This is a genomic window from Streptomyces sp. NPDC055955 (genome assembly GCF_042270245.1).
GTDB lineage: Bacteria > Actinomycetota > Actinomycetes > Streptomycetales > Streptomycetaceae > Streptomyces.
In genome coordinates this window covers 211230-236554 of the sequence record NZ_JBHJYS010000005.1, presented here as the reverse complement: position 1 = coordinate 236554, position 25325 = coordinate 211230, and the positions used below count along the sequence as shown (strand labels likewise).

Genomic DNA, 25325 nt, shown 5'->3' with positions numbered 1-25325 from the left:
CGGCCGAGGGGCGAGGGAAGGACGACGCGCGGCGTCACGCGGATCCGCTCCGCTCCGTCGCGGCCACGCGCGCGGCGCGGGCGCCGAAGGCGGCGAGCAGGGCGGCGCACGCTCCGACCACCCACTCCAGCAGGTCAACGCGGGAGATCAGGACGAGCCAGAGCCCCGTCAACACCGCCCACCAGCCGACCACTTCGGCGGTGACACGCAATGCCGCAGAGCCGGCGACCGTACGAGCCATCAGCCCACCTCCCGAGAACCGGGTGCCCGGCGGTCAGGCTCTCATGCCGTCGCTTGACGTCGCGTCAACCGCGCCGGTGCGGTTCCAGCCGTGTGTGCAGCGCGCTGCGGCCGTCCCGCAGGCCTTCAAGGGATGTCTGCCGAGGCGTCGAGGAGGAGGGCGGCCTGAACGGCGAGGGCGACGTCGGGGCGAGTTCCGGTGCGTGATCCCGAGAGGGAGCGTGCGTCATCCTGGTCGCACTGGCTAGGTGGTGAGGAGGCGGTTGAAGAAGGACCGGTAATGCCGCAGCGCCTTGCGCAGGTCTTCGGTGTTGGCTTCCTCGCCGCTCTTCCACTGGCCCTCCAGCCCGCGCTTCTGATTCGCGAAGGTGGTGGCCAGGGACTGCATGACATCGGTGACGAGGGCATCCGCTGATTTGACGGCCTCCCGTGGGTCGTCCACGAAAGTGCTCTGGATCTTGCTCCAGCGATCGCGGAAGTCTTGGGCGTCCCCGGCCGTCAGGAGCGGGGGCGCTTCTTCTGCGTTCGGCTGTGCGGCTTGCTCCTGCTGCGCCGGTTCGGTCGTCGCAGTTGCTTGCGGCCGTCCTCCTTCCGGCGGCGGTGTTTCATCCGGCGCCGGTGCGTCCGGCGGGCGGTCCTCGGACTGGGCGAGGTCTTCGGTGGACCGGCCCGTGAGGATCGGGTCCGATGTGGCGTCGCGTTGCACGGTTCCTCCTGTTGGCCCGGGTTAGGCGCGCGCGTGGCGCGACTGGCCGCCGTTGGTGAGCAGTTCGTCGAACAGGGCGCGGTAGTTCGTCATGGCCCCTCGCAACTGTTCGGTGCTTGCCTTGTGTTGCGTGCTGAGGGTGTCGATCTCGTGGGCTTCCCGGTAGTGCTTCAGGGTGCTTCCGTGCTCGACGGAGAGGTCTTTGAGGCGTTGGTCGAAGTCCTCTGTGGGGTAGCCCCTTTCGTGCATGAGCGAGGTCACCAGGCGGTCCGCGTCGTGCACGGCCGCCTCGGGCCGGTCGACGAACTCTTGTTGCACGTCATCCCAGTCGTGCCGGTAGCGTTCCCGGCGCCCCTCATCCAAGGGCTTGATGTCGAGTGCGTCATGACGCTTCTCTCGGGCCTTCAGGTCCCGCTCGCCGGCCGTGCGGCTGTCAGCCGCTTCCACCGTCCGGTCGTACTCCGGCCCGAATTGCTCGCGAAGGCGGCGACGGCGCATGAAGAGCGTCACGGCGACGCCGATCAGAAGCAGCACCACGACCACCGGGATGACGATCGCCAGAAGTGTTCCTGTTGACATGGAGAGCAACCTCCCTCGTTGCGGATCGCCCTACAATCTTATGCTTTGTTCTCTACGTGGAGTGGGGTGACTGACGGTTATCGGTGCTCAGCCCGTTGGCATCGCGCGGGTGGGGTGCCTGCGTCAGGGCAGGGACGCTTCAGGCTGCACGCAGCACGCCACCGTACGCCCGGTCCTCACCGGGCGAGTGCGGCCTTGGGCCAGCGGCAGGATGCGAGCGGCGAACGCGACCACCCGAAGAGCTTGCCAATGCGCTGCTGCCCGGTGAGCTCACCCAGGTCCGGCCCATTCCTCCCCACTTTGAGCAGGCGTCGGAACTGGTCACGGCCGATCGTGTCCGCGACAGCCAGACCTTCGGGCGGGCGTGGATACGCACGTGCCCTCCTGTACGGAGGGGTGAAGGCTTGTGGCTCCCCCAAGGGGGCTGAGAGGCGGGGCCACGGTCACCCAGAGCGCGAGTGCCCGCTAGCGTGGCGCCGAAACGGTCCGTGTGCGCAGAAGCCGAGTGGGTTTCGTTCAGGTGGCCTGATGGTCCTCGCGCTGCTCTACGTCGCGGGTGGCTTCCTCGCGTACCGGCTGGCAACTTGTCTGGATGAGACGAGAAACGTGCATCTGTGCGAGGGTCGCGTCCGCGGGAGTGGTGTATTGACGGCCACTCGGTGACAGATCCGGACTCGCCGCGGCAAGGTTGTCCTCGGCGAGGGCGTGCAGGGGCGCACTGTCAGGTGCGGTCATCGTGCTGATCTCCTTCGAGACTTCGACACTTCGAAGATCAGCCGGTGGCCGTTCATCTATACGGGCACCAGCCAGAAGCCGGAGCAAACCCCCGGATCAGGTCCAGCCCGTACACCACTTCCCGAAACGCAACCTCTGCGATCACGAAGTGTTCCGCGATCCGGCTCTGCGTCATGTCCTAGGACCTGCCAGCCACGCACAGCGCAGGCTGAATACCGCGACCGGATTCGCTGCCCATGTCCTGAGGCGGTCATGCTCCCCGCAGGAGTGTGACGGCCCCGCAAAGACCAGTACGCCGAGGCAGTGCGTCACGGAAGCGGCGTAGGGGCTGTGTCCTGGCCCTGTGCTCGCTGCCGCTGTGGCGGCTGGCCCTGACGCCCAGGTACACCTCTTCGGCCACACCGCCCTGCGGGACGGAACTGCAGACGTACGCCTATTGTCCGGTTTGCCGTATGCCGGTGGGGCTGGCGGATGTGACGACGCGCCGCGGGCGCGGTCGGGGCGGCCGAAGGGCGGTGGTCAGGCCGCTTCTATAGGCGCAGGCCTGTGCGTAGGCGAACAGCGGGTTGCGTGTGTCGTCGGGGCGCGGGGCCTGCAGGGCGTCATCGAGCGCGGCAAAGCTCGATAAGGCCACACTGACTTGACCTCTTGGCTGACCGGCAAGCTCCCTCAATGGAGTGCATTGCTAGCAGGCTGCGGCTGTCCCATGCATCCGTCGGGCAGGACTTTCGGTATAGGCGCCCGGCGGCCGTCGCCCAATGCTTTCGGGGACGGCCCCCTTCTACGAATGGAGATCCCCATGACCGAAGTCCTCGGCCACAACACGGACCCGGTCAGTGCCCTGATGCACCTGATCAGCGCGGACAACGGACGGTGGCTGAAGGAGCAGCCACTGTCGAAGCAGAAGGAGATTGCCGGGCGGTATTTCGACAGCACAGGCGTAGCGGTGGCCGACGTCATGGGGGGCCTGGCGGACCAGCCGAGCTCGCAGCAGAAGGCCGACCAACTCATCGAACAAGAAAGGAACGCCAAGCAGGACTAGGGGCGTTTTCGACACCTTCAGGCCAGGAAGGCACCCACGATGGTTTAGTACGGCCAGCCCCGCCATCGCTTTAGCTTGATGCACCGCTTCACAGAGTTGCTTGGTGGGTAGTTGTCGAAAGCAGACATCCTGCCACCGATCAGCCACGGTTCTTGCACCTGGTGAACTTGTCGGTGTGTGTGGACCTGGCCGGGAAGGCGTCTGATGCATGGTCGTCCGGTTTCCCGGCGGGGGGACTTTCGCATGAGGGGGATCCTGCCGGGAATGGTGGGCACGGGTGATCGTGGCGTCGACGCCGCCTCGGCGACGGCCTGCACGAGCGGGACGGTGAACGCTTTCGCCCAGGCACCGGCAGCTGGCCACTTGCGCAGCCTGTTTGTGAACGCCTTCCCCGACCCGAACGTATTAGGCAGGTAGGCCCAAGTCGTCCCTGGGCTGTGGTTGAGCGGGAGCGCGTCGATCACCCCTCAGTGTCCCCGCCACCGCCGCAGAGGTGGGAGATCCGGATCCGCCGCCAATGGGTGCGCAGCGACACGCCGACGTGCTGTCCCAGCGAGCCGTTTGCGCCCTGCGCTCAGCCCGCCAACGACCCCTCGATGCACCTCATGGCTATGCCGGGCTTCACCGAGCTCGCGCGGTTCGAGGAGCGCGGCGCCGAGTAGTGATGTGCGGCGAAATCGTCCGGCTGGTTTCTTTCCGGTCCCTCAACTTGCCGTGAATGCAGGCTCATTGGGGCTCGACGCGATGGAGGTGCGGAGAATCGCCCGTGGCCTAACGGTGTCCGCTGCGAACCTGTCACCGCGTATCAGAGACGGCGATCTCGCTTCTCGTTGATGAGCGGAGGGGGCGATGGCACGACGACCCGCCTGCGTTTGGCGATGCTGGTGAAGGCCAGTGCACCGATGACGTCGAGGATCATCATGATCGCGCCGACCGCATCGAGGTTGACGCTCCGCATCTGCCAGTCGGTGCCGAACGCGGGGATGGCGCCTGCGCCGATGAGCAGAATGCATCCGCCAGGGCCCATGGGATTCGCCTCCGTGTCCCTGCCGAGGTGCGAGCGCTGCCGGTAGCCGGCCGGGATCGGTGTTGACTGGGCCGTCAAGGAGACCGCGACCACCTCCCGTGATCTCCCGCATGTCCAGCACGGCAAGAAGGCCCGAGGCCAAAGACACCGACGGCGTAACACTCCCGGGAGCGCTGCTTCAGAGGCCGTCTGAGTCAGGAACCTCGCCGACGGCAAGCGCTGGTAGGACATCGCCGCTCTCAACGCCATCCCCCGAGCTGACGGCCGGCGACCCCATTCGGATGAGGACGTAGGGAACACCGGCGGTCAGGACCGGCGTCCTGCGGTTGTGTGTGCGACACAGCCGTTCACCTCACATCTGCCTCGTCCGCGCGAGCCGCGCCGCGCCATGACGGCCGGTCGAGCGTCTCTGCTGAGCATGCGACTACCCAACCGGCGCTCACTCACTGCCCTTCCGCCACGCGGAGCTGGCCTGGCCCTTTGGCTGCCTACGTGTGTGTGGTCACTAGATCTCCACAATGTCCTCCTGATTCCGGCCCGGTTGTGGGTACCTGGCAGGGGTGTTTGCCATGCAGAAGGAGGCTGGTGTTGTGATCGTCGTGGCTGTTCTGCTGCTACCGATGTTGGGCCTGCTGCTGTATGGAGTGGATCGCCTGGAGGAGCGGCTGTTCAGCAAGCAGCTGAGGGCCCGCCATGCTCGCGGCCACCGTTTGCGCCTGATCCAGAGCACGAGTCAACCAGCTGCTGATCGCCGCATTGTTGGGGGACATGAGGACGCTGCCTGATGACCTGGCCCGGCCGTCGCGTCACCTTTGACCGCCACGTGCGGGCGTCGGCGAGTCCGCCCCTGTAGGGGGCTCTGCTCAGACGCATAGTGAGCGGTGCCTGGTGGTACTGCCGCGCGCGTTGTCGCTGAGGACGACGGATCGTGACTGCTTCTTGAGCTGCGCAGAGGTGCTTTCGAGGTGCGGTAGGAGTGAGTGAGGAGGGGTACTCGGCGCGCATGACAGAAGTGTTGCTTCCAGGGCCAAAAGACCATCATGTCCGCGATGAGACGCCCGAGCCGGTCGAGGCCGGACGCAGGCCGGAGATGGAGCGCAAAGGGCGGAGGCACCGAAGAAGCTGGGCAAGTCGACCACCGACAAGGTGCTGAACTACATTCGTCGAGGCCGCACTGGCCCTTGGCGCTCTGGAAGCAGTCCTCGATCGTCCAGCTCGAGCCGACGACGGCGACCAACTTCTCGACGTTGGTGCCGACGGGAGCGTAGGCCAAGTCATCAGCGCTCTCATCTGGTGCAGCGGGCCAGCACCCAGTGCTCGTGCGTGGGTGGATCTGGGTGGAAGGCGATATTGGCGGGTAGCTGTGCCGCCGCCCAGTCGTAGACGCGCGGGCCCATGGCGCCGTGGCCGCAGGACAGCTGATGCCAGGCGTCGGTGGGGTCCTCGTCGATGGGGTTCGTGTCAGAGGGGGGAGGAGGAGCACCCTGGTGGCGCGTCACTCATCCTCCCAACGGCAGGGTGTGTCGAAGAGCTGGCACGGGTCGGTCTTGCCGGAGCGAGCGATCACGGCTTGTTTGTCGTCGGCGCTGTTGCCGGGCGACGCCGCCGTGGCGGGCATCATGGCGCTTCGGGAAGAAGAGAGGCACCCTGAAAGGGCAGACCTCCAGGTGCGGCTTGCTGTTGGGCAGCGTGGAGGCAGGCGCGCTCTTCCGGCCTGGCTCCAATAGTCCCTACTTGCCCCAGCTGCGCCAGGAGGAGAGTCCATGACACGGTTCCCTCTGTTGGGCAGGGTGGCTGGTGGCGATATTGGCCGTCCGATTGCGTCGTGGCCCGGCTGAAGAAAGTGCTTGATCCGTGTACAAGTACGGTTGCCCGGCTGCCTCGGGGGTGCCGAGCTGATAGTCGAGGAGGTGGCTTCCCATGGCGGAGGCGACCAGCGTAGACACCGGCCAGCCCCCAGTCAGGGACGGAACACCATCGCAGGGAATGCCCGGAGCGACCCGGGCGCCAGCGACCCGGGGCAGGACCACCATCGCGGACGGGGTCGTGGAGAAGGTCGCCGCGATGGCGGCGCGGGAGACACCCGGCATCTATGCCCTGGGCGGCGGCACCCGCAGCATGGGCTCGGTGCGCGGCATGGTGCCTGGCGGCCGCACCAGCGCCACCCGCGGGGTCAACGTCGAGGTCGGCGAGCGTCAGACCGCCATCGACCTGACGCTCGTCACCGAGTATGGCCTTTCTATTGCCGAGGCCGCGGCGGAGGCCCGGGAGAATGTCATTGCGGCGGTAGAGCGTATGACCGGGCTCGAAGTCGTCGAGGTCAACATCGCGGTCACCGACGTCCACCTGCCTGATGAAGAGAACGAAGAGGCGGCCGTCGGGCGGGTTCAGTAGTGACCGGTGGGCCCACTGCGACTTCTCCGAGGCCCGTGCGACTCGCCAGCTCAGCGTGCCAGCTCTTGGTTGCTGCGCATTGTGTTGCGTTCCTCGGCTTGTAGCCCCGCGCAGGAAGGGCCGGTTCCTCCTGCTGCGGCAGACGAGAAGACGACTCGAGGTAGTGCTGAGCGGCCACGTCGACACCTCGTGCAGGGCGCCGCGCCTATCGGGGGACCCCCTTCAACGACCTGGCAAGCTCTTAGATTGTGATCCGACAGACCGGCGGAGCCCGCAGCCCACGCACCCTGACCATCCCAGCTTCCGCGCAGACCCTTCGGGCCCGGCGGAAGGTGAACGCAGACGGCCGGATCACGGTCGAGGGCAAGCGGCTGCGGATCGGTCGCACGCATGCCGGGAGGATCGTGACGATCCTTTTCGAGGACACCTGCTATCGGGTCCTCGATGGTGATACCGAGCTGTCCACTCACCCCCGCACCGACGACAGACGGGTCACTCCCAGGGCACTCCACCGCACTGAGGCGATGGCCACCGCGCCGATCCCGGCTCGCGCCCCAGCAGATAGCGTCGGCCCCGACGATGGCGGCCTCGGGGCGCGCGGAGCTGGAGCGGAACAGGACTTCATGCATCGCGAAAGCGCCCGGCCATCCGACCTAGGTGGCCGTCGGCAGGTTGCTGCTGGCCACGAGATGCCGTTTGCGGCGGTTGATTTTTTTGCCTGGGTCGTGACGGCAGGAGTTCTTCCCGGCTCTCGCTGCCGTTTCGACTGACGAAAGCCCAATGATGATGGCCACTGCATCGGTTCCATGCCGTTCCATCCTGCTGGGCGCGGTGGGCGCACCGCCGTTCACGTCAATATGTTCCTGCCCGCAGCGAGGCGGTCGAGATGGCGGATGAGCGAGGCGAGGGACGCTTGCGGGTCTTGCCCGGCGGTGTCGATGATGACGTGCTCCCGGTTCCAGGGTTCGTAGTCGTGGTCGAGGACCTGTTGCCAGTTGGGCAGCTTCAGGTCGGGGATGTCGACCGAGCGTGAGGTCACGCGCTGTTGGTGCTCGGCCGGATCTGAGCAGATCACTTCGATCTCGATGGCGGTGACGCCGGCGTCTGCGCCAGTGTCCCGCCAGGCATCGCGGGTGATGGACAGGGGGTTCACCGATTCCGCGATCACAGTGAGTCCCTGCTGGAGGTGCTCCTTGGACAGGGCGTATCCGACCGTGTAGCCGACTGGTCCGAGAGGGCGCTTGGCGAGGCCTGAGCGGACGATTGCCTGCTCGATCGTATCGATGCGCAGGTGCACCGCGCCGATACGCGCGGCCAGGAGCCGCGCGAGTGTTGTCTTACCGGTGCCGGGCAGTCCGCCGATGACTATGAGCATGGACTCCATGCTGCCGTAACAGGCCGGAGGCGTATGGATGGCAGCGCACCGCGCAGGGCGCAGATTGGGCGAAGGCAAGCCCCATAACCCCTGTGAGCCCGTCGGGATCGCTCAGCATGCGCTCAGAGCGAACTGGCCCTCACGTCGAGGGGACAGCAAGCCACTCGGAGCAGGGCCTCGCCGCGAGGAAAGGTTCCAACGGCCGCAGCAGGGCAGCAGGGTGGTACGGCGGCACGATGTGGTCAGGTCATCGAGGGCGCATCCCGTCAAGTCGTGGTCCTGCGCTGCCCGCTCGCTCCGAACATGCATGTCGGGCGCGATCACGAGGTGGTGGGTGGCCGGCGGGGCGAGCACCTCGCTCCAGACCTGCCAGGTGTGCGGAAACCTCCTGGGGGCAGCGAGAGGGCGGGGCCGTGCCCGGCGAGGGCGGCGTTCCACTCGACTTCGTTGGCCTTCACCCGCCGCAGACCGACTCGGGGAGGGGGTACGGCCGGGTGTGGGCGATTGGCAGCGGGCGGGTGGACGGGTCTATGACGGCTCCCGGGGAAGCAGCGGTCCGAGGGGCCCGAGGTCGAGGTTGAGGTCCTCGGGCTGCAGGCTGTAACGCTGTCGCAGCTCGGCCATGCGGTCGTCGAGGAGCATCAGGGTGAGTCCGATCCGCTCCTCCTGGTCCTCGTCCAGGTCTCCGGTGTCGAAGCGGCGCAATGCCTGGCGTTCCATCAGCTGACGCAGCAGCTCGACGACTGTCAGGACGAGTTTCATCAGGTCGCGCTCGACGGTGTCGGGGTCGAGCGCGACCCGGTTCCGGTGCGTCGTCATGTCGGTCCGTCCCCCCAGGGCGACGGCACCTGGCCGTCGACTGAGCTGATAAGGGCGTTCAGGTCGATGCGGACGAGGTCCACGTCCGCGATCCGCAGCGTGACGTTGCCGACCAGGACGACCCCGCCGGCGAGTAGCCGGTCGAGGAGGTCGACGAGGGCGATTTCACGGCGCTCCATGACGGTCATCGCCCGGCCCCCTCCATCGTGAAGGAGTAGCCGGCCCAGGGCCCGGTGAGCTCGACGCGCACGTCGGGTTCCTCGTCTTTCGTCCCGTCGACCCGTTCGATGAAGTCTTCCGACGCCGTACGGTCGACCAAGTAGGCCGAGTTGAGGATGTTGACGCCCGACGCGCGCGCGAGAGCGGGGTTCTGCGGCGGATGCGGCCTCGTCGCGACGGCGTGCCGGGAGAGGTCCTCGTGCAGCCGCTCGGCGAAGCGCTCGGCGCGTTGCCGGGTGTCGTCCAGGGCGTCGCGCTGCGCACGTCGGCTGCGCAGGTACGCGCGGCCCGACCTCGGTCCCGTCCCCGGCCCCGCGCTCGTGCCTGCCACAGAACGTGGCTCGGGCGGCGGGGGTGTCGGTGCCGCGTCCGCGTACACCTTCACACCCCATTCGACGCGTCCCGCGAGACGGCCGAGGGCCGAGTGGAAGCGGGCTCGCTCCTCCTGCATCATCGAGCGGACCCCACTATCGTCGCGGAACACGGTGGCGAGCCGTAGCGGGAGGGGGCTGGTGACCGTGGTGAGGGCGGCGACCACGGCCTCGTGGGCGCGAGCCGTGGCCGTGAGCCAGTCCAGGTCCTCCAGGTGCGCGCGCAGGGGCTCCTCCGCGAAGTCGGCCTCCGGGGCGGCGCCGACCACCGCGATCAGATCCTCGTGCCGCAGCAGCCGGGGCGGTCGGCCCTCGACGCCGACGAGTTCCGCCTGGAGCGGAGCGTCGAAGGGGTGGCAGACGGCGTAGACGTAACACAGGTCGGTACTCATGGCGGGGTGTCGCCTCCGCTCTCCACCGGGGACTCCCCGGGGGCTTCAAGGACCTGGATGCGTTCTCTCAACTCGGCGTTCTCACGGGCGAGTTCCTTGCCTCGGGCGCCGGACGACAGGGCCGGGTCGTCCTCCCACCAGTCGATGCCCATCTCCTTTGCTTTGTCGACGGAGGCGACGACGAGGCGCAGTTTGATGGTGAGCAGCTCGATGTCGAGGAGGTTGATCCGGATGTCGCCGGCGATGACGATGCCCTTGTCCAGGACGCGTTCCAGGATGTCGGCGAGGTTGGCTCCACCGTCACCGCCGCGGTAGGACTCGGGCAGCCTGCTCGCCGTGGTCATCGGCGGGTCCGGGTGGTTTCGGCTGTGTCGTCGGGCTCGTCGTAGTCGTCCAGTTCTTCGTCCAGTTCTTCATCGCGTCCTTCGTGGGCTTCTTCGTCCGGCTCCTCGTCGGCGGCTTCGTACTCGTCCTCGTCTCGCTCTTCGACGGCAGCTTCGTAGTCGTCCTCGTCCCGCTCTTCACCGGCAGCTTCGTAGTCGTCCGGTGGGTCCGCGAGCTCGTCGTCGTAGCCGTCGTCGTCCTGGTCCTCGACGGCGTCCTCATGGCTGCGGACCACCTCGCCGTCCCGGATCTCGCCGCGCCATCCGTTGCTCACCTCGCCCCGCAGGGTGACGAACCGTGCGAAGTTCTTGAGGTCGAGGCGGGTCCGGCGGCCCTGGGCCCGCCAGATGTTGCCCGTCCTCTCGAACAGGCCCTTGGGGTGGTACTCGACGAGCAGGAGGACCCGGGTCAGCCGGTCGTCGAGACGGTGGAACGAGACGACACCCTTCGTGGTGCCCTTGGCCCCCTCAGACGTCCACGCGATCCGGTCGTCCGGCACCTGATCGGTCGTATGCGCCTTCCAACTCCGCGTGGACCAGAACACCTTGAGCTGCCAGTTGGAGGTGACGTCGTCGGCACGGCTCGCCCCCTTGACGCCCTTCGCGAACGTGCTGAAGTCCTGGTAGCGGGTCCACTGGTCGTACGCCGTGCGCAGATCCACGCCGATGTCGACGTACTCGATGATCACGGTGGGCTGCCGGCTCGCGCCGCCTCCGCGCCCGCCCCGTCCGCCACCGCCGAGGTTCTTGAGGGGCTCGAGGACGTTTTCCTTGAAAGTGTGCTTGACGTTGTCCTTGAGGCGTGCGGCGCCGATCTCCACGGCTCCGCGCACGGGTCCCTTCCCCTCGGCGAGCTTGCGGCCGCCGTCCAGTGCGAGCTGGGCGAAGCCGGGGCTTCGGCCCTCGGCGATGTCGTCCAGCTTGAGTGTCGTCTCGCCCAGCTTGCGGCCCACTCCGATCAGCAGCCGCTGGGCCTGGGCGGTGAGGTATTCCTGTGCCTCCGCCTTGAGGTGGTCCGCCGCCTCGCTCCCGGCGAGTCCGCTCAGGGGCGTGGCCCCGGTCGCGGACCGGGCGGTCCGTGTCGGGTCAGTCATCGTCCCGGCCTCCCTTCGACCGTGTGCGCGGTACGCGCCGGCTCGCGGTGCGCGGGGCCGCGGTGGACTTCGACGCGCTTTTCGGGGCCGCCTTCTTCCCGGCGGGCTTCTTCGCGGAGGGCTTCTTGGCCGCCGACTGTTTTGTCGCGGACCGCTTCCCCGCTGACCGCCCGGGCCCCGACCGCTGCGCGGGCGCCCGGTCCCGGTCACCCCGGTCATCACCGTCGTCCCGGTCACGGTCGGCGTCGCCCGAGTCGTCGTCACCGGCCGCGTGGCCGCCGACCGGCGCCGTCACCCCGTCGATCCGGTCCCGTACCCCTTCCGTACGGTCGTGCAACGCGCCCGCCAGCCCCTCCATCCGGCGCTCGACGAGCGCCCCGGTGGCCGCCTTGCCGACCCCGGCGAGGTCCTCGCGCAACTGGTCGCCGATCTCCTTGAACTGCGGTGAGTCCAGGATGCCCAGCGCGTCCTTGAGTCGCAGCCGTTTGCCGGCCACCAGCGTGCCGACGGCGAACGCCAGCTTCATCTTCTTCGTACGCCCGAGGACGTACCCGGCCCCTACCGCGAGGCCGATCGCTGCTCGGTTCATCGGGTCCTTCTCTCATATTCGGTGGCTTCGGCCGGCCTCCAGCCGGTCCAGGAGTTCGTCCTCCAGGCGGTCGAACGTCGCGTCGTCGATCTCGCCCGCTTCGAGCCGTTCCTCGAGGCGGGCAAGGGCCGCCCGGACAGCCGCGGGGTCGTAGTACTGCCGTTCGGCCTCGGCGACCACCTGCTCCATGACCCAGCGCGAGCCGCGGACCGGTGCGAGAGGCAGCAGCAGGATCTCGCCGAGGAGTCCCACGCGGTCACGCCCGCGGTTCGGCCGCGGGCCTCGAAGGCCCCGGCTCGACGAAGCTGTACGGGGGCAGCGGGCCGTTGGCCCTCACCTCGATATGGGAGTGCGTCTCGCGCAGCTTCTCCACGACGGCGAGGAAATGCTCGACCGCGTCGCGCCGTACGAGGAACGAGAGGTTGGCGAGCCAGCCGGTGCCGTCGGGGCCGAGACTCACCGCGTCGGCCGCCGGCTCCAGGAGCCGGCGCACCTCGACGGCATCCACGGCCTCCCTGGCCTGCACGGCCGCGACGACGGACTCCCCGAGCCGCAGTTTCTCCTCGTGGCTGCCGCCGCCCGCCCGCCGGTTGGCCTCGGCAAGGGAGCGGAGCTCTGCATCGTCAGCCATCACCCGGTGCAGCACGCCCTCTTCGTCGTGCTGGGCCTTGACGTTGTACTCGACCCGGCCGTCGAGGGCGCGCAGCCGCTCGTGGTAGTGGTCGGCGCGCTCGCCGAGCACCGCCGCCACGGACGGGTCGTCGGGGGCCAGGCTGCCGAAGCGCATCGGCAGGACGGCCCCGGCGGCGCCGGCCTCGGCCAGGACGCTCTGGTGCGCGAGCAGGTCGTGCCGCTTGGGGCGCAGGTCGTCGGGGGCGTCACTGACGATCGCCGCGAGGTCGCCCTCCCGCACGATCCGGACGTGGCGCGCCGGTTCGCCGATGCCGCCCATGCCGTCCGGCAGCGCGGGGTGTTCGCGGCTGGCGATGCCGTAGATGTACGTGGTCACTCCTGCCCCTCCTGCTCCTTCTTGCGGCTGGACGTGGCGCGGCGCGTGCGCGGCCTCTGCTCGCTGCGGCCCTCGTCGCGTGCCTGGCTGAACGCGTCGGAGATGGTCTCCGCCGCGCCGGACAGAGCGCCCTTCGACTTGCCGCGCGCGCCGGACTCTGTCATTTCGCCGACGAGGTCAGGCAGGCCCGGGTCGCGCTTGGAGCCCGCCTCGAGGTCGAGGCGGTTGCAGGCCTCGGCGAAGCGCAGATAGGTGTCGACGCTGGCGACGACGACCCTGACGTCGATCTTCAGGATCTCGATGCCGACTAGGGAGACCCGGACGAAGGCGTCGATGACGAGTCCTCGGTCGAGGACGAGTTCTATGACGTCGTACAGGCCGCTCGTGCCGCCACCGCCACCGCTCTGCTGTGCGGGGACAACGGTCATGGAGAACGGACCTCCTTGTTGCGGGGCCCGGCGGAAGTCTGGCCCGGGCCAGAAATGGTCATGTCGTGGAATGTGGTGCGGGCATGGCGGTGCCGTCCGCCCTACGAAGGGCTGCCCTGTCGCTCTGCTAGCGGCCGCCGCCCGGCCTGGGATCGGCCCGCCCGCGTTCGTAGCGGCGCACACGTCGGTAGCCGACAAGAGTCCCCTGCGGATCGAGACGCACGTGGTAGGTCGCCAGCAGGCTCATGGTGTCGGGGACGCGGGCCACTTCGACCACCTCGATCTCCAACTCCCAGCCGTCATCCGAGCGTTCGAAGGACGTCACGGACTCGGTCGCCATTCCGGTGAGCGACGAGAGCTGTGCGCTCGCCTCACGCAGGATCTCCGCGGGACCGGTCACGTCCTCCACCTCGCTCAGGTCGTCGGGTGCGTACACGTCGTGGTGACCTCCCCCGCCGAGTAACCCTCCCCGTCCGTCTCAAACTTCAACTGCCCAGAGATGAAGGGCGCTTGGTGTCTGGCCGGGGCCGGGCCGCGCCGCGCAGGACGAGGGCCGCCGCGGCCAGGAGTACGGCCGTGACGAGCGCGGCGCCCCAGCCGGGCAGCCCGAGGGCGAGGACGAGTCCGATCGCGAGCGCGAGGGCCGCGCCGCAGTAGAGGGCTGCGGCGCCCGACGCGGCGTAGAACATGGCGCGGCGCCGCTGCTTCGCGGAGGCTGCGCGCAGTTCGGAGCGCAACTCCTCGCGCAGGGTGGCCCGGACGGCCCGCTCCACTTGTTCCGTCAGATGGTTGTCCAGCGTGTGTGTGCTGTGCGTGCGGTCCATGCGGCCGCGAGTACCCGAGCCGCCGATCGCCTAACAGTGCGGCTCCGGCCCGGCATTGGACACCCCGTCCGGCCGCCGTCACCATCGGCGTGGGTCAGACAAATCCAGTTCATGCCCGCACCCATGTGAGCGGCGGCCGTCGTGCCGGCGCCCAGAGGACCGCAGCTCTGTAGAACGAAGCTGGTCGTTGCGGTGCCTCGTATCCCGGGTGAACCTCGGCATGGGCAGAGCCGTCCACCATGCCATTCCGGCGGCGATTTGGTGCGCACGCATGGTCGGGTCCGGTCAGCGGGCTGCGCCTTTCTGTTCGGCCAGTGCCTGGCGCAGGAGTTGCATCCGATGGCGATGACCAGCCATTCGACGACCTGGTCCTCGGCTGGTAGGAGGTGAGGCCGACGACGCTGGCTCGTGGACACCGCACCCTGCCGGCTCCTCACGAGCGAGGCGAGGGCCGACACGCAGCCTGGGGTCACCATGGGACGTGCACGATGCCTCACCCCTACGGCACCTGGTGCAATCGCGCCGACGGCGGTGTTAGGCGCGCACAGGCTCGGGAAACCGTGAGGTGGACAGCCGGAGACGCTGGCTGCGTAGCGAGAGGCGGCATGCCATGGGGCATGGCGGTGATGTGATCGCGGAACTGACCACCGACCATCGAGAGGTCGATGACCTCTTCAAGCAGTTTTCGGACACTCCTCCCGGGAGCGAGGACCGCAAGCGCTTGGTGGATGCGTTGACGATCGAGCTGGTTCGGCACTCCGTCGCCGAGGAGGAATACCTCTATCCGGCCGTGCGCGAACATCTGAAGGAGGGCGACGCCCTGGCGGACAAAGAGCTCGCCGACCACGCCCGCGTCGAGCAGCTCCTCGACGACCTCCAGCAGCGCGCACCTGACGATCTCGACTTCGACCGGCTGGTGGTGAAGCTACACACCGAAGTCACCGCCCACGTGGAAGACGAGGAAAACAACCTCTTTCCCCAGCTACGCAACGGTGTTCATTCCTACGTCCTTGAAGAGCTGGGCAACAAGGTGCGGCAGGCGAAGAAAACTGCGCCCACCCGCCCGCACCCCAGCGCCCCGAGCACCCCACCGGCTAACAAACTGCTCGCCCCAGGGCTGGGAATGGTCGACCGTGTGCGCGACTACCTTTCCGGCCGCGGGCAGTAGGTGCCGCCTTCGTTGCGTGATACACGACGAAACGCACAAGTGCGCGCCTGTAGCGCGCGGCATAAGCCCCCTTCCGGCGAATCATTGCTATCGCCGGCGACGTCCTCTGTCGGCGCACTGCCGATATGCGGCACCGACGATGGGCTCCAAGGCTTCCTGACCGACTGGGACACCACCGCCGAGGCTCTGCGCAAGGCCGCAATCCGCAGCAGACCGGGGCTGGCCGAGCCGGGCCGGCCCCATGGCGCCAAAGTCAGCGTCGGCGAAATCTTCGCCACGACGGCCCTTCACAAGGTCGCCGGCCTGCCCGTCATCGATAGCCACCGCCGGGTCGGAACGCGGCGTTGGCCGACGACACGCACGCGCTGCACGACGCGCAGGAGGTCCCGCGACTCACTCGAAGCCCTCGCAGCGACTGACGCCACCCGATGACGCCTGACTGGTGGCGCCGACCGATCAGACGTGCACTGGCAGAGCGCCGGCGGCTCCGCCGCGAAAGAGGCCGTGGACCCGGAGCCGTTCGGCTGTGCGCCCGTGGTCTGTCGCCCGTCGACACTCCATCCGGTCTACTTCCGGCGTGGGGACGGCGACGTGGGTGACCCTGTTCCCCAGGAGACGGCACCACCAGCAGTCCGGGGCGTCGCTAGGGCGTCTCTCGCAGGAACAGCGCTCCACAGCTGTGGCAGAACGGCCTGGCCCTCTCAGTACCCCAGGCGTCCGGCGGAAGTTCCGTCTGCTCCATGTCGAGCTCACGGCCGCACATCGCGACCGATTGGTCGGAACGGACCATGTGCCATTCCTTGAGGGTCCCGCCATCGGGCTCAGTCATCTCGGCGATGATGCGGTATTCCATCTACGCTGCTCCTCTACGGTGGCATGGGGTTGTACTCTCGCCCAACGGACCCGGCTACGCGAAGTCACGCACCAGTAGTGCCGTGGCATGCCCCCGAGGTTCTCGGTGGCCAACTGAAGCTAACTTCGCTCCCGCATCGGGACCCTGACCTCGGACGGCTGATGCTTGACGGCCAGTCAGCTTTTCGCGTGTGACCCTCGTGCAGGCACCGACCGAGCTCGCCGACCGGCAGGGCCGGGCTTCGAGGCCGCGGTGTCGTCAGTCAGGGGGAGCGACGCGCTGACCGTGGATATGTGCGCCATGGCGGGTACACGGCTTCGGAGCAGCAGCCGCTGCCTGGGAAGGGCTATCGGCCCAGCTGCTTCTTGCTGAGCAGACAAGCCGCGGGGCCTACGACATGACAGGGATACCGAGGCCGAGAGCGGGAGAACCTCCGCTGACCGGATGGTGCACAGTTTCTGCTGCAGAGGGCAGAGAGGCCTCAGGTGAGCAACAGCTCATGTGCGTGACGTGGCGAGCGTGGCGCAGTCGGCGCTGGGCCAACCGCAGATACTTTGCGCTACATGACGGCGGAACCGGGGACTCGGACCGATGGAATCGACTGACGCCCGCGAGGCTATTGACGAGGACTTGTGCCGTGCCGGCACTCACGAGGAGCTGGCCCGCTGGAAGGACAGCGGTCGCATCGACGACCGAGCGGCGGAGGAAGTCGCGCGTGCGGCTTGGGACGCAGTCAAAAGCGTCACGCCACCCCCGCCCTCGCCCTAGTCGGGTCCAGCGGAGAAGTCAGTCCAGTCGCCGGAACGAGCGGAGCGGTACCGGCGTGCGGTAGCCGTGGCGTGCGGCCTACGCGAGCTCGGAAATCACCTGGACGCGACGCCCTGCCGGGACCGGACATGGCAGCTGGGTAGATCACACCAACAGGCCGCCGGTGAAGATGCAGAGAACAGCGTTGCGTTTGAAGCCGAAGCGATCACGGGGCACCAACGCCTCAATCAGCAGCAACACCGGGAGCTTCGGCGGCGGCAACAGCACGGCTCCGGGCCGCGCACCCGACCTCACCATCGAGAGTTGGCGGTCGGTCGGCCTCTTCTGACGGCGGGTTGCACGGGGTGAACCTGGAACCCGAGGAGTTTTGGACGCTAGGGCTTCGGCAAATCGTGAACCATGGTGCGATTCGGCTACACGATGATGACGGAGCAAGCGGGTCCGAGGACTCTGGTGGACAATGTCGTCGCGGCGGAGCGGGCAGGGTTCGACTTCTCCGTGACGTCGGATCACTACTTCCCCTGGCTCGCCTCGCAGGGGCACGCACCTTACGCCTGGAGTGTCCTCGGTGCTGCGGCTCAGGCCACCACACGCATTCCGCTCATGACGTTCGTGACCTGCCCGACGATTCGCTATCACCCGGCTGTGGTGGCCCAGAAGGCGGCCACGATGCAGTTGCTCTCCGAGGGCCGATTCCGTCTCGGTCTCGGGTCGGGGGAGAACCTCAACGAGCATGTGGTGGGCGGGGGCTGGCCGTCGGCCGGTGTCCGTCTCGACATGCTGGAAGAGGCGGTCGAGATCATCCGCGCTCTCTTCGCCGGCGGTGAGCTGAACCATCAGGGCACTCATTTCGACGTGGAGAACGCGAAGCTGTGGGACCTGCCGGGCCAAGCCCCTCCGATCGGGATCGCGGTCTCCGGGGAACGCTCCTGTTCACTCGCCGGACGGCTGGCCGACCTGGTCATCGCCACCGAGCCGAAGGCCGAACTGCTGGACGCCTTTGACGGGCACGGAGGGGCAGGCAAGCCGAAGATCGGTCAGCTCCCGGTCTGCTACGACACCGACCGGCACGCCGCGGTGCTCCGTGCTCACGACCAGTTCCGCTGGGCTTTGGGCGGCTGGCCGGTCAATGCCGAGTTGCCGGGCCCGTCCGGCTTCGAAGCCGCGACAACCTACGTCACGCCTGACGACGTCGCAGAAACGGTCCCCTGCGGGGACGATGTCGGCGCCTTCGCCGACGCTGTCCGGCCATACATCGAGGCGGGATTCACCGAGATCGCACTCGTCCAGGTGGGAGGCGACCGGCAGCGCCCCTTCATCGACTGGGCGGACAAGCACCTGCTGCCCGCACTGCGAGAGCTTTGAACGGGCCTACCCGTGCCCTCGGCCGTTCGTCCGCCCCGACTGAACCGGTGCACGGTGTTTCACGCCCGTGAACCTCTCTTACCCGTCCCGGAAGGCAACGCTCATGCCACGCGCTGTTCTGTTCGACGTAGACGGCACCCTCACCGACACCAACCACCTTCACGTCATCGCGTGGTGGGAGGCGTTCCGGCAAGCGGGGCACCATGTGGCCATGCGGGACATCCACCGGGCGATCGGCCTCAGCGCAAGCGATCTCATCGCCCGTCTGCTGGGTGACAGCCGTGACAGGGACGAGGACGAGGCCCTCGCGGCCGCCCATGACACGCTGTACGGCACATGGTTCGACCGGCTCCCCGCTCTCGACGGTGCCCAGGACCTGCTGCGCACTCTCGCAGACCGGGGCTGGCTTGTCGTGCTGGCCACCTCTGCCGGGGGAGCCGAACTCAAGGCTCTGCGGCGGGCCGTCGACGCGGATGACGTCATCGCCGGCGTGGCCTCGGCCGATGACGTTGCGGCCGGTAAACCCGCACCGGATCCGGTTCACCAAGCGCTGAAACTCGTTGGAGCGGCCGTCACGGAGGCCGTCTTCGTCGGGGACACGGTATGGGACATGAAGGCAGCCACCGAGGCGGGCGCAAGGGCCGTAGGGCTACTGTCGGGCGGCATCCCTCGCGCGGGTCTCGAAGAAGCCGGAGCAGTCGCTGTCTACCAGGACCCTGCAGACCTTCTCTCGCATCTGGATTGCAGTCTGATCGCGGAGTACGAGCACCGCGCCTGACGCACCGTCTCGATGGAGACGCTGCTACGCGTATGCGGGCGACCGCGGCTTGCAGGGCCGCGATCATGATCTGGCGGCATAGCGGCTCACGCAGAATGCCTACGAGGGACGCTCTGGTGCCGTCTCTTTCGGCAAGCACTGCGACCTGATCCTGTCCAGCCGAGGCCTGTGGATGTCAGTGCTGCGGGCCATACTCGTGCTGCAGCGCCGCCCGGGCGCCGCAGCACGAGGGGAGCGACATGGCTGAGGTGCTGGTCTTCCACCATGGACACGGGCTGACCGCCGGCGTTCGCGAGTTCGCCGAGCAGTTGCGACGGGCCGGACACATCGTCCACACACCAGACCTATACGAGGGGCAGGTCTTCGACAGCCTCGAGGAGGGCGCCGACTACGCCGAGAACGCCGGGTTCGACACGATCACCGCGCGCGGAACCGCCGCCGCCGACGGGCTGCCTTCAGAGCTCTTCTATGTTGGCTTCTCGCTCGGCGTCCTGCCAGCACAGAAGCTGGCTCAGACCCGACCCGGGGCAAAAGGCGCACTGCTGCTCGAGGCATGCGTCCCGATCTCGGAGTTCGGCGGCGCCTGGCCCCAGGCCGTCCCGGTCCAGATCCACGGCATGGACACAGATCCCCTCTTCGCCGGGGAGGGCGATGTGGACGCCGCCCGCGCGCTCGTCGAGACGGCGACGGATGCCGAGCTGTTCCTCTACCCGGGCGACAGCCACCTGTTCACCGACAGCAGCCTGCCGTCCTACGACGAACAGGCCGCAAAGCAGGTCAACCATCGGGTGCTCGGCTTCCTCGACCGCATCAAGTAGGGGCATCAACAACCTGCTTCTGTCCGGCTGACGACCGCGCGGCCTGTCCACCGTCCCGGTGGTCGGGCCGTCCCGCGAGACGACCCTGACGTGCTACAGCAACGATCCCAACTCGCCTTCGTGAACATATAGTCTATGGATCGCCGCAGTTCAGAGCCGGTATTCGAGCTCCTGCGGTCGGTAAACTCAACGAAGCGGCCGACAGCGCCGACCCCCTCAGGCTGATGTGCCTGTTCGGCATCACCGAGTGCGCGACTGCGTATGGTGCGCGGTCACCCTCGGCGCCGATTCAGTCATCGACCTCGGCGAACGCAGGTCAGCCCAGCGCGTCAATGGCCTTCACGATCAGTGCTCGCGCGTCCGCGTCATAGACGGCCGCTCGCGGCCGGGGCGGACCGGGGAGACCCAGATCGGCCAGCCGTCGGGCCGCTTCGGTGAGGCGACGGGGTTAGTAGCTCGGCGCAGCCTATTTGGCATTGCAAGCCCCACGTCACGTGGCTCCCATCGACTCCTTTCGACATGACAGTACTCAAGGAGAAGCGCAAGCTGGGAGTGGTAACGGTGCGATGCCTGACGATCGATTGGCTGCGAGCGCGGAACCGCCGCTACCGCCTCACGCCCAGCTCGGCTGCGTGGCGCGTCGCGGATGCGGGCCTGTGGCTGCCGACGCCGCAGGCAACGGTGCTTGATGACGGCATCTAGTCGAGCACGCCGAGCTCGGTGTCTGGCCGGCAGTGCGGGCAGGAGTCGATGCCCTCGGTCACGGCCCGCAAGGCTTGATCACGGTCGACGCCTCGGCTGCGCTTGCCCGCCATGTGGCAGCCCCCGACGTGGACGTACACGGGGTCGCGGCGGCCGAGCCCCATCTCGATGAGCCAGTCCGGGCCCGGGGGCTGGGCCTGTGCGCCGCGCTGCCGTTCCGTCTCCGAGAAGGCAGGAAGCCGAGACGTGCCTCGCTTCCGTTCGCCGCAGCTCTGAGCAGCCGAAGATCTGCCGTAACCTCTGCGGCGTCCCACCGGAAGGAACTCATGGAACGTCAGTACATGGGCATTGTTGATGCCGCCGCGTATCTCGACATGACCGAGCGATGGATGTATCGAAGAGTCTCGTCGGCATGGAGTCCCGCGGTACTACTTCGGCGGCAAGCTGAAGTTCAAGGTTGACGATTTGGATCGGTGGGCTCGTCAGCAGAAGGTCACCTGATAGGGGGCCGGGCGATCGCCCGGCCCCCTTCGCCTGTGTCAGTGGCGATCAGAGGCCGGATTCCAGCAGGCGGGCGGCGCGGCCGATGGAGGCGGGCATCAGGTGCCGGTAGATGCGGAACGTCATGTTGATGTCCTTGTGCCCCATCCACTCGGCGACGTCAGTGATGGGTATGCCGCGGGACAGGCAGTTGGACGCGAAGAAGTGACGTAGCGAGTAGGGGTTGAGTTTGCGGGTGATGCCCGCTCGCTTCTTCGCGGCGTTCCACTGGTAGTCGAGCGTGGTGTGGGCCCAGTACGGACTGCGCTGCGTGCGCAGCAAGTAGCCCTCCTCGTCCGTGCCGTGCTGTTTCTCGTACCTCAGCAGAGATTCGCGAACGGTGGCCGGCAGCGGGGTCTCCCTGAACTCGCCCGGCCTGCGGTGCTTGAGTCGGGCCCGGACGCGCTTCACGCCGTCGATCTGCTCGGTGACCCGGTAGACGTCGTCCGCCACCATGCGGTTGATGTTGGCGGCGAAGGCCTCACCGTTGCGAAGTCCGCAGCCTCGCATCAGGTCGATGAAGAGTGCGAGGCCGTCCGAGCCTGCCTCCTTGAGAGCGTGAATCTCGTCCGGCGTGGGGATGGTGATCTGCCGCGGGATGTACTCGGGTGGGATGACGCCGGCGAATGGGTCGTCGATGATTCCGCCGCGCCGGTGTGCGTCGAGGAGGATCTTCTTGAGGGTGTCGAAGGCGTTCTGCTGCGTTGCCTGACCGACCCTGCTCTCGTCCATCGACATGATGAAGTCGTCGATCACGGTCGGGGCGAAGGAGTTGATGCGCCGCGATTCGAGGACCGGAAGAATCTGACTGCCCAGCAATTGGCTGATGGTTCGGACGGTGCCCGGCGCGTAGTGGCGCTGGCGTCCCAGCCAGAGTGAGGCGTATTCGCCGAAGTGCTTATTCCCGAGCTCCCTCTTCAGCTCGGCTTGCCTGGCAGGTGTGGTCCGCTTGTCGGTGTACAACTTTGCGAGTTGTTCGAGCGCGTCGTCTTGTGTTGCGTATCCCGCCTCCTCGCGCTGACGCCCCGTGGCGTCGCGATAGCGGATGGCGTACGGGTGGGGGCATCGACTCGGCCGGGTGCAGGGGCAGGTCTTGAAGTAGCTGCCCATCCCACGGATGAGTTTGGTCGCCAACGTGCACGTCTCCTGACTCATGCTGGGAGTTTGCTGACCAAGTGCTCCTCAGCATGGTCCTGACCTGCGGCCGCTCCAAACTAGGGCACGTTGATGAGCATCTTCATGGGTCCTCCAAAGGGGCGTAGCATCTGAGCCTCTGACCAGTGAGATCCCTGGTCGGAGCGGGTTTGGAAGGTTCTCGATCTCGGCGGTCCGTGGCGGCTGGGAGCGGTGTTCGGCGGTCTGCTGCTGACTTGTTCCTGACTTTACTGACGGAGTATCAAATGAGTGTGCGGTTGCGGACCGGCGCTCCCGACCACTCACTCACTCACGGCAGTATCGGCTCTCGCGGAGCCCTGGTCACGTGTACGGCGTGGGTGGCTGGTCGGAGGTGGTCGTCGCGGAGCATCGCGAAGAGGACGTCGGCTCGGTGACGCGCGCGGCAGAGGATCGCCTGGGGTGGTGTCTTCTCCGGGCGATCTTCAAGTCCAAGTACCCGAAAAGATCTTCCAGCACCGGCATGGGGCTGGGCGCTGCCGGACGTGGATGGCCAGGACCGGCCGTCCATGCAGGCCGAACGGGCCGGCTGCCCGCGCTGTGCGCCTACACCTCGATGTGCGCGCCCATGATGACCGTGCGGTCGCGGGGCAGACTGAAGTACTCGGCGGCGTCGGACGTGATGTAGGAGGTGGCGATGAACAGCCGTTTGCGCCACGCTGCCATCGTCGGCGCCTTCCCACGCCGGAGCTCGATCTTCGACAGGAAGTAGGACGCCTGGTCGAGCTGCAACGGCCCTTCGGTCTCGGCCGCGTCGAGCGTGGCCAGCAGACCGGGCACGTCCGGTGTCTCCATGTAGCCGAACCGGCCGGTGACGTGGACGATCCCGTCGTCGGCGTAGCCGAGATCGTCCACGACGACCCGCTGGTCGGCCGGAACACGGGGCACCGGCTCGGTCTGCAGGGCGAGGATCACGACCTGCTCGTGCCGCACATGGTTGTGCACGACGTTGGCCCGCATCGCCAGCGGCGTGGTCTCCTTGCCGCGGTTCAGGAAGACGGCCGTGCCGGGGACCTGGAGCGTGGCAGCCTTGCCGCTGCGGAGGTCGTCGACGAACTCGGGCAACGGCCCCTCGGCGCGGGCTCGTTCCGCGGTGACCAGCTCGCGGCCCCGCTGCCAGGTCGTCATGACGGTGAACGCCGTGAGGCCGATCAGCAGCGGCAGCCACGCGCCGTGGACGAGCTTGGTCATGTTGGCCGCCACGAACAGCAGGTCCACGAAGAGGAGCACGCCCGCGCCGATACCGAGCAGCCACCGGGGCGTGCCCCACTTGGCGCGGGCGACATAGAAGAAGAGCAGCGTGGTGATGGTGATGGTGCCGGTGACCGCCATGCCGAACGCGTAGGCCAGCGCCGCGGAGCTGCGGAAGGCGAAGACCAGGGTGAGGACCGAGACCATCAGGAGCCAGTTGATCCAGGGGACGTAGATCTGACCGATGGTGGATTCGGAGGTGTGCGCGATGCGCAGCCTCGGCAGGTAGCCCAGCTGGGCCGCCTGGGAGGCGACCGAGTACGCGCCGGTGATCACCGCCTGGGAGGCGATCACGGTCGCCGCCGTCGCCAGGAGGACCATCGGCCAGCGTCCCCAGCCGGGCACGAGCAGGAAGAATGGGCTGCTGATGTTGTCCGGATCGTCGAGGATCAGCGCGCCCTGGCCCATGTAGCTCAGGACGCAGGCGGGCAGTACGAGGAGCAGCCAGCCTCGGGTGATCGCCCGGCGGCCGAAGTGACCCATGTCGGCGTAGAGCGCCTCGGCGCCGGTGACCGAGAGCACGATCGCGGCCAGGGCGAAGAAGGCCGTGCCCCAGTGGCCGAACAGGAAGCCCAGCGCGTACGTCGGTGACAGGGCCTTGAGGATGTCCGGGTGGTCGGTGATGCCGGCGACGCCGCACGCACCGATGGTCACGAACCAGGCGATCATGACGGGCCCGAACACCCGGCCCACGGCGGCGGTTCCCCTGCGCTGCACCAGGAAGAGGATGACGATGATCACCGCGGTGATGGGTACGACCGCGTCCCGCAGGGACGGCTCGACGACCTTGAGTCCTTCGACCGCGGACAGCACCGAGATCGCCGGGGTGATCATGCTGTCGCCGAAGAAGAGGGACGCGCCGAAGATGCCGAGCGCGGCCAGGACGACGGCGGCCCGGCGCCCGCGCTGTGAACTCAACCGTCGCAACAGGGTGATGAGCGCCATGATGCCGCCCTCGCCGTCGTTGTCGGCGCGCATCGCGAGCAGCACGTAGGTGACCGTGACAATGATCATCACCGACCAGAACACCAGCGACACCACCCCGTACACATTGTCCGTGCTGACCGGGACGGGGTGCGGGTCGTCGGGGTTGAACACCGTTTGGATCGTGTAGATCGGGCTGGTCCCGATGTCGCCGAAGACCACGCCGAGCGCACCGATGACCACCGCGAGGCGCACCGTGTCGCGCGCGCTCGCCCGACGCGCGTCCAGTGTCCGCGACGGGGACCCGTCGTCCGACGCGGGTTCCTGTCGGCGATCGGCCATGGTGCTCCTCCTCGTGCGGGCCGCTGGGCCGCGGACCGGGGCGTCGGGGCGGACGATACCGATCCGAGGGCGCAATCGTCGGTAGGGGCGCCACTTCGCCCCAGTGACCGTCGCCGGTGCGTATCCGGGGGCGGGCGGGGAGCACGTCGGGGACATGGCCACGTCGTATCCGAGGCGTGGCAGGCCGAAGTCCTGGCCAGAACCGCTCCGGGCCCGGGCAGTGTCCGGCGGATCTCGAGCATGCAGCGCACAGTCGGCAGCGGAGCCGGACGGAGATTGCCTGACCTCGGCATGGTCAGGTGCCTCCGGGGCCAGCGACAATGTGGGCGTCCTTGGGGCCAGGCGCACTCGCGTTCCGGGCCCTTTGCGGTCGGAGCGGAGTGACGCCATGGCGTGGGTAGTGGGAACGAGCGCGTT

32 protein-coding genes are annotated in these 25325 nt (G+C 67.7%); 9 read left to right on the top strand and 23 right to left on the bottom strand.

Features of this window, described 5'->3' with window-relative positions; all coding sequences use genetic code 11:
- Nucleotides 1-34: 34 nt before the first annotated feature.
- The 4 genes from ACFC96_RS12170 to ACFC96_RS12155 all read right to left on the bottom strand — a co-directional run bounded on the left by ACFC96_RS12170 (nt 35) and on the right by ACFC96_RS12155 (nt 2260).
- Nucleotides 35-241, bottom strand: coding sequence for a hypothetical protein (locus ACFC96_RS12170; protein WP_376611836.1), 207 nt, complete (start codon nt 239-241; stop codon nt 35-37).
- Between the two features lie 243 nt (nt 242-484).
- Nucleotides 485-946 (bottom strand): hypothetical protein, encoded by a 462-nt coding sequence (locus ACFC96_RS12165; protein ID WP_376253090.1) that lies wholly within the window; start codon nt 944-946, stop codon nt 485-487.
- 21 nt (nt 947-967) lie between these two features.
- Nucleotides 968-1525: a hypothetical protein gene (locus tag ACFC96_RS12160; protein ID WP_328543537.1), complete on the bottom strand. Its 558-nt coding sequence runs from the start codon at nt 1523-1525 to the stop codon at nt 968-970.
- A 516-nt stretch (nt 1526-2041) separates the two neighbouring features.
- Entirely contained in the window at nt 2042-2260 is a 219-nt protein-coding gene (locus tag ACFC96_RS12155) for a hypothetical protein (protein WP_340459908.1), read from the bottom strand.
- A gap of 799 nt (nt 2261-3059) precedes the next feature.
- Here ACFC96_RS12155 and ACFC96_RS12150 point away from each other — a divergent pair.
- Nucleotides 3060-3302 carry a hypothetical protein gene (locus ACFC96_RS12150; protein WP_340459909.1) on the top strand — a complete coding sequence of 81 codons (243 nt, stop codon included), beginning with the start codon at nt 3060-3062 and terminating at the stop codon, nt 3300-3302.
- A gap of 805 nt (nt 3303-4107) precedes the next feature.
- Here the strand turns inward: ACFC96_RS12150 and ACFC96_RS12145 are convergent.
- Nucleotides 4108-4329, bottom strand: a complete 222-nt coding sequence (locus tag ACFC96_RS12145) for a hypothetical protein (protein WP_376612287.1) — start codon at nt 4327-4329, stop codon at nt 4108-4110.
- Nucleotides 4330-4898: 569 nt separating this feature from the next.
- Between ACFC96_RS12145 and ACFC96_RS12140 the strand changes: the two genes are divergently transcribed.
- Nucleotides 4899-5114 (top strand): hypothetical protein, encoded by a 216-nt coding sequence (locus tag ACFC96_RS12140; RefSeq protein ID WP_376611835.1) that lies wholly within the window; start codon nt 4899-4901, stop codon nt 5112-5114.
- 501 nt (nt 5115-5615) lie between these two features.
- Here the strand turns inward: ACFC96_RS12140 and ACFC96_RS12135 are convergent.
- Nucleotides 5616-5828, bottom strand: coding sequence for a hypothetical protein (locus ACFC96_RS12135; RefSeq protein WP_376253095.1), 213 nt, complete (start codon nt 5826-5828; stop codon nt 5616-5618).
- A gap of 487 nt (nt 5829-6315) precedes the next feature.
- Between ACFC96_RS12135 and ACFC96_RS12130 the strand changes: the two genes are divergently transcribed.
- Nucleotides 6316-6723: an Asp23/Gls24 family envelope stress response protein gene (locus ACFC96_RS12130; protein WP_376611833.1), complete on the top strand. Its 408-nt coding sequence runs from the start codon at nt 6316-6318 to the stop codon at nt 6721-6723.
- Between the two features lie 248 nt (nt 6724-6971).
- Nucleotides 6972-7493, top strand: coding sequence for a hypothetical protein (locus ACFC96_RS12125; protein ID WP_376611831.1), 522 nt, complete (start codon nt 6972-6974; stop codon nt 7491-7493).
- Between the two features lie 77 nt (nt 7494-7570).
- Here ACFC96_RS12125 and ACFC96_RS12120 read toward each other — a convergent pair whose 3' ends face one another.
- From ACFC96_RS12120 to ACFC96_RS12065, 12 genes are all read right to left on the bottom strand, one after another.
- Nucleotides 7571-8098 carry an AAA family ATPase gene (locus ACFC96_RS12120; RefSeq protein WP_376611829.1) on the bottom strand — a complete coding sequence of 176 codons (528 nt, stop codon included), beginning with the start codon at nt 8096-8098 and terminating at the stop codon, nt 7571-7573.
- A 528-nt stretch (nt 8099-8626) separates the two neighbouring features.
- Entirely contained in the window at nt 8627-8917 is a 291-nt protein-coding gene (locus tag ACFC96_RS12115; RefSeq protein ID WP_376253104.1) for a gas vesicle protein K, read from the bottom strand.
- Complete coding sequence (locus ACFC96_RS12110; RefSeq protein WP_376253107.1) at nt 8914-9105, bottom strand: gas vesicle protein; 192 nt, start codon at nt 9103-9105, stop codon at nt 8914-8916. The genes ACFC96_RS12115 and ACFC96_RS12110 overlap by 4 nt, the downstream gene beginning before the upstream one ends.
- A complete protein-coding gene (locus ACFC96_RS12105) occupies nt 9102-9899 on the bottom strand; it encodes a GvpL/GvpF family gas vesicle protein (RefSeq protein WP_376611827.1) in 798 nt (265 codons plus the stop codon). The genes ACFC96_RS12110 and ACFC96_RS12105 overlap by 4 nt, the downstream gene beginning before the upstream one ends.
- Nucleotides 9896-10243, bottom strand: a complete 348-nt coding sequence (locus ACFC96_RS12100) for a gas vesicle protein (protein WP_340460969.1) — start codon at nt 10241-10243, stop codon at nt 9896-9898. The genes ACFC96_RS12105 and ACFC96_RS12100 overlap by 4 nt, the downstream gene beginning before the upstream one ends.
- Entirely contained in the window at nt 10240-11376 is a 1137-nt protein-coding gene (locus tag ACFC96_RS12095; protein ID WP_376611825.1) for an SRPBCC family protein, read from the bottom strand. The genes ACFC96_RS12100 and ACFC96_RS12095 overlap by 4 nt, the downstream gene beginning before the upstream one ends.
- Entirely contained in the window at nt 11369-11965 is a 597-nt protein-coding gene (locus ACFC96_RS12090) for a DNA primase (RefSeq protein WP_376611824.1), read from the bottom strand. The genes ACFC96_RS12095 and ACFC96_RS12090 overlap by 8 nt, the downstream gene beginning before the upstream one ends.
- A gap of 12 nt (nt 11966-11977) precedes the next feature.
- Nucleotides 11978-12217 (bottom strand): gas vesicle protein GvpG, encoded by a 240-nt coding sequence (locus ACFC96_RS12085; RefSeq protein WP_376611822.1) that lies wholly within the window; start codon nt 12215-12217, stop codon nt 11978-11980.
- A gap of 4 nt (nt 12218-12221) precedes the next feature.
- A complete protein-coding gene (locus tag ACFC96_RS12080) occupies nt 12222-12974 on the bottom strand; it encodes a GvpL/GvpF family gas vesicle protein (protein ID WP_376611820.1) in 753 nt (250 codons plus the stop codon).
- Nucleotides 12971-13402 carry a gas vesicle structural protein GvpA gene (locus ACFC96_RS12075; protein ID WP_340461162.1) on the bottom strand — a complete coding sequence of 144 codons (432 nt, stop codon included), beginning with the start codon at nt 13400-13402 and terminating at the stop codon, nt 12971-12973. The genes ACFC96_RS12080 and ACFC96_RS12075 overlap by 4 nt, the downstream gene beginning before the upstream one ends.
- A 127-nt stretch (nt 13403-13529) precedes the next feature.
- Nucleotides 13530-13838: a gas vesicle protein GvpO gene (gene gvpO / locus ACFC96_RS12070; protein ID WP_340461163.1), complete on the bottom strand. Its 309-nt coding sequence runs from the start codon at nt 13836-13838 to the stop codon at nt 13530-13532.
- A 49-nt stretch (nt 13839-13887) separates the two neighbouring features.
- Nucleotides 13888-14226: a phage holin family protein gene (locus ACFC96_RS12065; RefSeq protein WP_340461164.1), complete on the bottom strand. Its 339-nt coding sequence runs from the start codon at nt 14224-14226 to the stop codon at nt 13888-13890.
- A 610-nt stretch (nt 14227-14836) separates the two neighbouring features.
- On the opposite strand from ACFC96_RS12065, the gene ACFC96_RS12060 reads away from it, so the two are divergent.
- Nucleotides 14837-15394, top strand: a complete 558-nt coding sequence (locus ACFC96_RS12060; protein WP_376611818.1) for a hemerythrin domain-containing protein — start codon at nt 14837-14839, stop codon at nt 15392-15394.
- Nucleotides 15395-16037: 643 nt separating this feature from the next.
- Here the strand turns inward: ACFC96_RS12060 and ACFC96_RS12055 are convergent.
- Entirely contained in the window at nt 16038-16247 is a 210-nt protein-coding gene (locus ACFC96_RS12055; protein ID WP_340460714.1) for a hypothetical protein, read from the bottom strand.
- A 912-nt stretch (nt 16248-17159) separates the two neighbouring features.
- Nucleotides 17160-17282, bottom strand: a complete 123-nt coding sequence (locus tag ACFC96_RS12050; RefSeq protein ID WP_376611816.1) for a hypothetical protein — start codon at nt 17280-17282, stop codon at nt 17160-17162.
- A gap of 132 nt (nt 17283-17414) precedes the next feature.
- On the opposite strand from ACFC96_RS12050, the gene ACFC96_RS12045 reads away from it, so the two are divergent.
- The 4 genes from ACFC96_RS12045 to ACFC96_RS12030 all read left to right on the top strand — a co-directional run bounded on the left by ACFC96_RS12045 (nt 17415) and on the right by ACFC96_RS12030 (nt 20678).
- Nucleotides 17415-18380 carry an LLM class F420-dependent oxidoreductase gene (locus ACFC96_RS12045; protein ID WP_376611815.1) on the top strand — a complete coding sequence of 322 codons (966 nt, stop codon included), beginning with the start codon at nt 17415-17417 and terminating at the stop codon, nt 18378-18380.
- 103 nt (nt 18381-18483) lie between these two features.
- Nucleotides 18484-19158 carry an HAD family hydrolase gene (locus ACFC96_RS12040; RefSeq protein ID WP_376611813.1) on the top strand — a complete coding sequence of 225 codons (675 nt, stop codon included), beginning with the start codon at nt 18484-18486 and terminating at the stop codon, nt 19156-19158.
- A 239-nt stretch (nt 19159-19397) separates the two neighbouring features.
- Nucleotides 19398-19976, top strand: coding sequence for a dienelactone hydrolase family protein (locus ACFC96_RS12035; RefSeq protein ID WP_376611811.1), 579 nt, complete (start codon nt 19398-19400; stop codon nt 19974-19976).
- A 519-nt stretch (nt 19977-20495) separates the two neighbouring features.
- Complete coding sequence (locus tag ACFC96_RS12030) at nt 20496-20678, top strand: hypothetical protein (protein ID WP_376611810.1); 183 nt, start codon at nt 20496-20498, stop codon at nt 20676-20678.
- Here the strand turns inward: ACFC96_RS12030 and ACFC96_RS12025 are convergent.
- The 3 genes from ACFC96_RS12025 to ACFC96_RS12015 form a co-directional block, all read right to left on the bottom strand.
- Complete coding sequence (locus ACFC96_RS12025) at nt 20675-20842, bottom strand: DUF6233 domain-containing protein (protein ID WP_376611808.1); 168 nt, start codon at nt 20840-20842, stop codon at nt 20675-20677. The genes ACFC96_RS12030 and ACFC96_RS12025 overlap by 4 nt on opposite strands.
- 385 nt (nt 20843-21227) lie before the next feature.
- The gene (locus tag ACFC96_RS12020; protein ID WP_376611806.1) at nt 21228-22373 is read right to left on the bottom strand and encodes a tyrosine-type recombinase/integrase; all 1146 of its coding nucleotides are present in this window, start codon (nt 22371-22373) and stop codon (nt 21228-21230) included.
- Nucleotides 22374-22937: 564 nt separating this feature from the next.
- On the bottom strand, nt 22938-24908 hold the full coding sequence (locus ACFC96_RS12015) for a potassium transporter Kup (protein ID WP_376611804.1): 1971 nt from the start codon (nt 24906-24908) through the stop codon (nt 22938-22940).
- Nucleotides 24909-25325 lie beyond the last annotated feature (417 nt).

What these genes read in the sequence shown, in the direction of transcription:
- ACFC96_RS12030 (WP_376611810.1), top strand. Translation starts at nt 20,496, where the DNA reads ATGACAGTACTCAAGGAGAAGCGCAAGCTGGGAGTGGTAACGGTGCGA.
- ACFC96_RS12035 (WP_376611811.1), top strand. Translation starts at nt 19,398, where the DNA reads ATGGCTGAGGTGCTGGTCTTCCACCATGGACACGGGCTGACCGCCGGC.
- ACFC96_RS12115 (WP_376253104.1), bottom strand. Translation starts at nt 8,917, where the DNA reads ATGACGACGCACCGGAACCGGGTCGCGCTCGACCCCGACACCGTCGAG.
- ACFC96_RS12040 (WP_376611813.1), top strand. Translation starts at nt 18,484, where the DNA reads ATGCCACGCGCTGTTCTGTTCGACGTAGACGGCACCCTCACCGACACC.
- ACFC96_RS12120 (WP_376611829.1), bottom strand. Translation starts at nt 8,098, where the DNA reads ATGCTCATAGTCATCGGCGGACTGCCCGGCACCGGTAAGACAACACTC.
- ACFC96_RS12130 (WP_376611833.1), top strand. Translation starts at nt 6,316, where the DNA reads ATGCCCGGAGCGACCCGGGCGCCAGCGACCCGGGGCAGGACCACCATC.
- ACFC96_RS12095 (WP_376611825.1), bottom strand. Translation starts at nt 11,376, where the DNA reads ATGACTGACCCGACACGGACCGCCCGGTCCGCGACCGGGGCCACGCCC.
- ACFC96_RS12110 (WP_376253107.1), bottom strand. Translation starts at nt 9,105, where the DNA reads ATGACCGTCATGGAGCGCCGTGAAATCGCCCTCGTCGACCTCCTCGAC.
- ACFC96_RS12160 (WP_328543537.1), bottom strand. Translation starts at nt 1,525, where the DNA reads ATGTCAACAGGAACACTTCTGGCGATCGTCATCCCGGTGGTCGTGGTG.
- ACFC96_RS12020 (WP_376611806.1), bottom strand. Translation starts at nt 22,373, where the DNA reads ATGAGTCAGGAGACGTGCACGTTGGCGACCAAACTCATCCGTGGGATG.
- ACFC96_RS12155 (WP_340459908.1), bottom strand. Translation starts at nt 2,260, where the DNA reads ATGACCGCACCTGACAGTGCGCCCCTGCACGCCCTCGCCGAGGACAAC.
- ACFC96_RS12060 (WP_376611818.1), top strand. Translation starts at nt 14,837, where the DNA reads ATGGGGCATGGCGGTGATGTGATCGCGGAACTGACCACCGACCATCGA.
- ACFC96_RS12140 (WP_376611835.1), top strand. Translation starts at nt 4,899, where the DNA reads ATGCAGAAGGAGGCTGGTGTTGTGATCGTCGTGGCTGTTCTGCTGCTA.
- ACFC96_RS12170 (WP_376611836.1), bottom strand. Translation starts at nt 241, where the DNA reads ATGGCTCGTACGGTCGCCGGCTCTGCGGCATTGCGTGTCACCGCCGAA.
- ACFC96_RS12105 (WP_376611827.1), bottom strand. Translation starts at nt 9,899, where the DNA reads ATGAGTACCGACCTGTGTTACGTCTACGCCGTCTGCCACCCCTTCGAC.
- ACFC96_RS12045 (WP_376611815.1), top strand. Translation starts at nt 17,415, where the DNA reads ATGGTGCGATTCGGCTACACGATGATGACGGAGCAAGCGGGTCCGAGG.
- ACFC96_RS12145 (WP_376612287.1), bottom strand. Translation starts at nt 4,329, where the DNA reads ATGGGCCCTGGCGGATGCATTCTGCTCATCGGCGCAGGCGCCATCCCC.
- ACFC96_RS12015 (WP_376611804.1), bottom strand. Translation starts at nt 24,908, where the DNA reads ATGGCCGATCGCCGACAGGAACCCGCGTCGGACGACGGGTCCCCGTCG.
- ACFC96_RS12090 (WP_376611824.1), bottom strand. Translation starts at nt 11,965, where the DNA reads ATGAACCGAGCAGCGATCGGCCTCGCGGTAGGGGCCGGGTACGTCCTC.
- ACFC96_RS12075 (WP_340461162.1), bottom strand. Translation starts at nt 13,402, where the DNA reads ATGACCGTTGTCCCCGCACAGCAGAGCGGTGGCGGTGGCGGCACGAGC.
- ACFC96_RS12055 (WP_340460714.1), bottom strand. Translation starts at nt 16,247, where the DNA reads ATGGAATACCGCATCATCGCCGAGATGACTGAGCCCGATGGCGGGACC.
- ACFC96_RS12150 (WP_340459909.1), top strand. Translation starts at nt 3,060, where the DNA reads ATGACCGAAGTCCTCGGCCACAACACGGACCCGGTCAGTGCCCTGATG.
- ACFC96_RS12065 (WP_340461164.1), bottom strand. Translation starts at nt 14,226, where the DNA reads ATGGACCGCACGCACAGCACACACACGCTGGACAACCATCTGACGGAA.
- ACFC96_RS12100 (WP_340460969.1), bottom strand. Translation starts at nt 10,243, where the DNA reads ATGACCACGGCGAGCAGGCTGCCCGAGTCCTACCGCGGCGGTGACGGT.
- ACFC96_RS12025 (WP_376611808.1), bottom strand. Translation starts at nt 20,842, where the DNA reads ATGGGGCTCGGCCGCCGCGACCCCGTGTACGTCCACGTCGGGGGCTGC.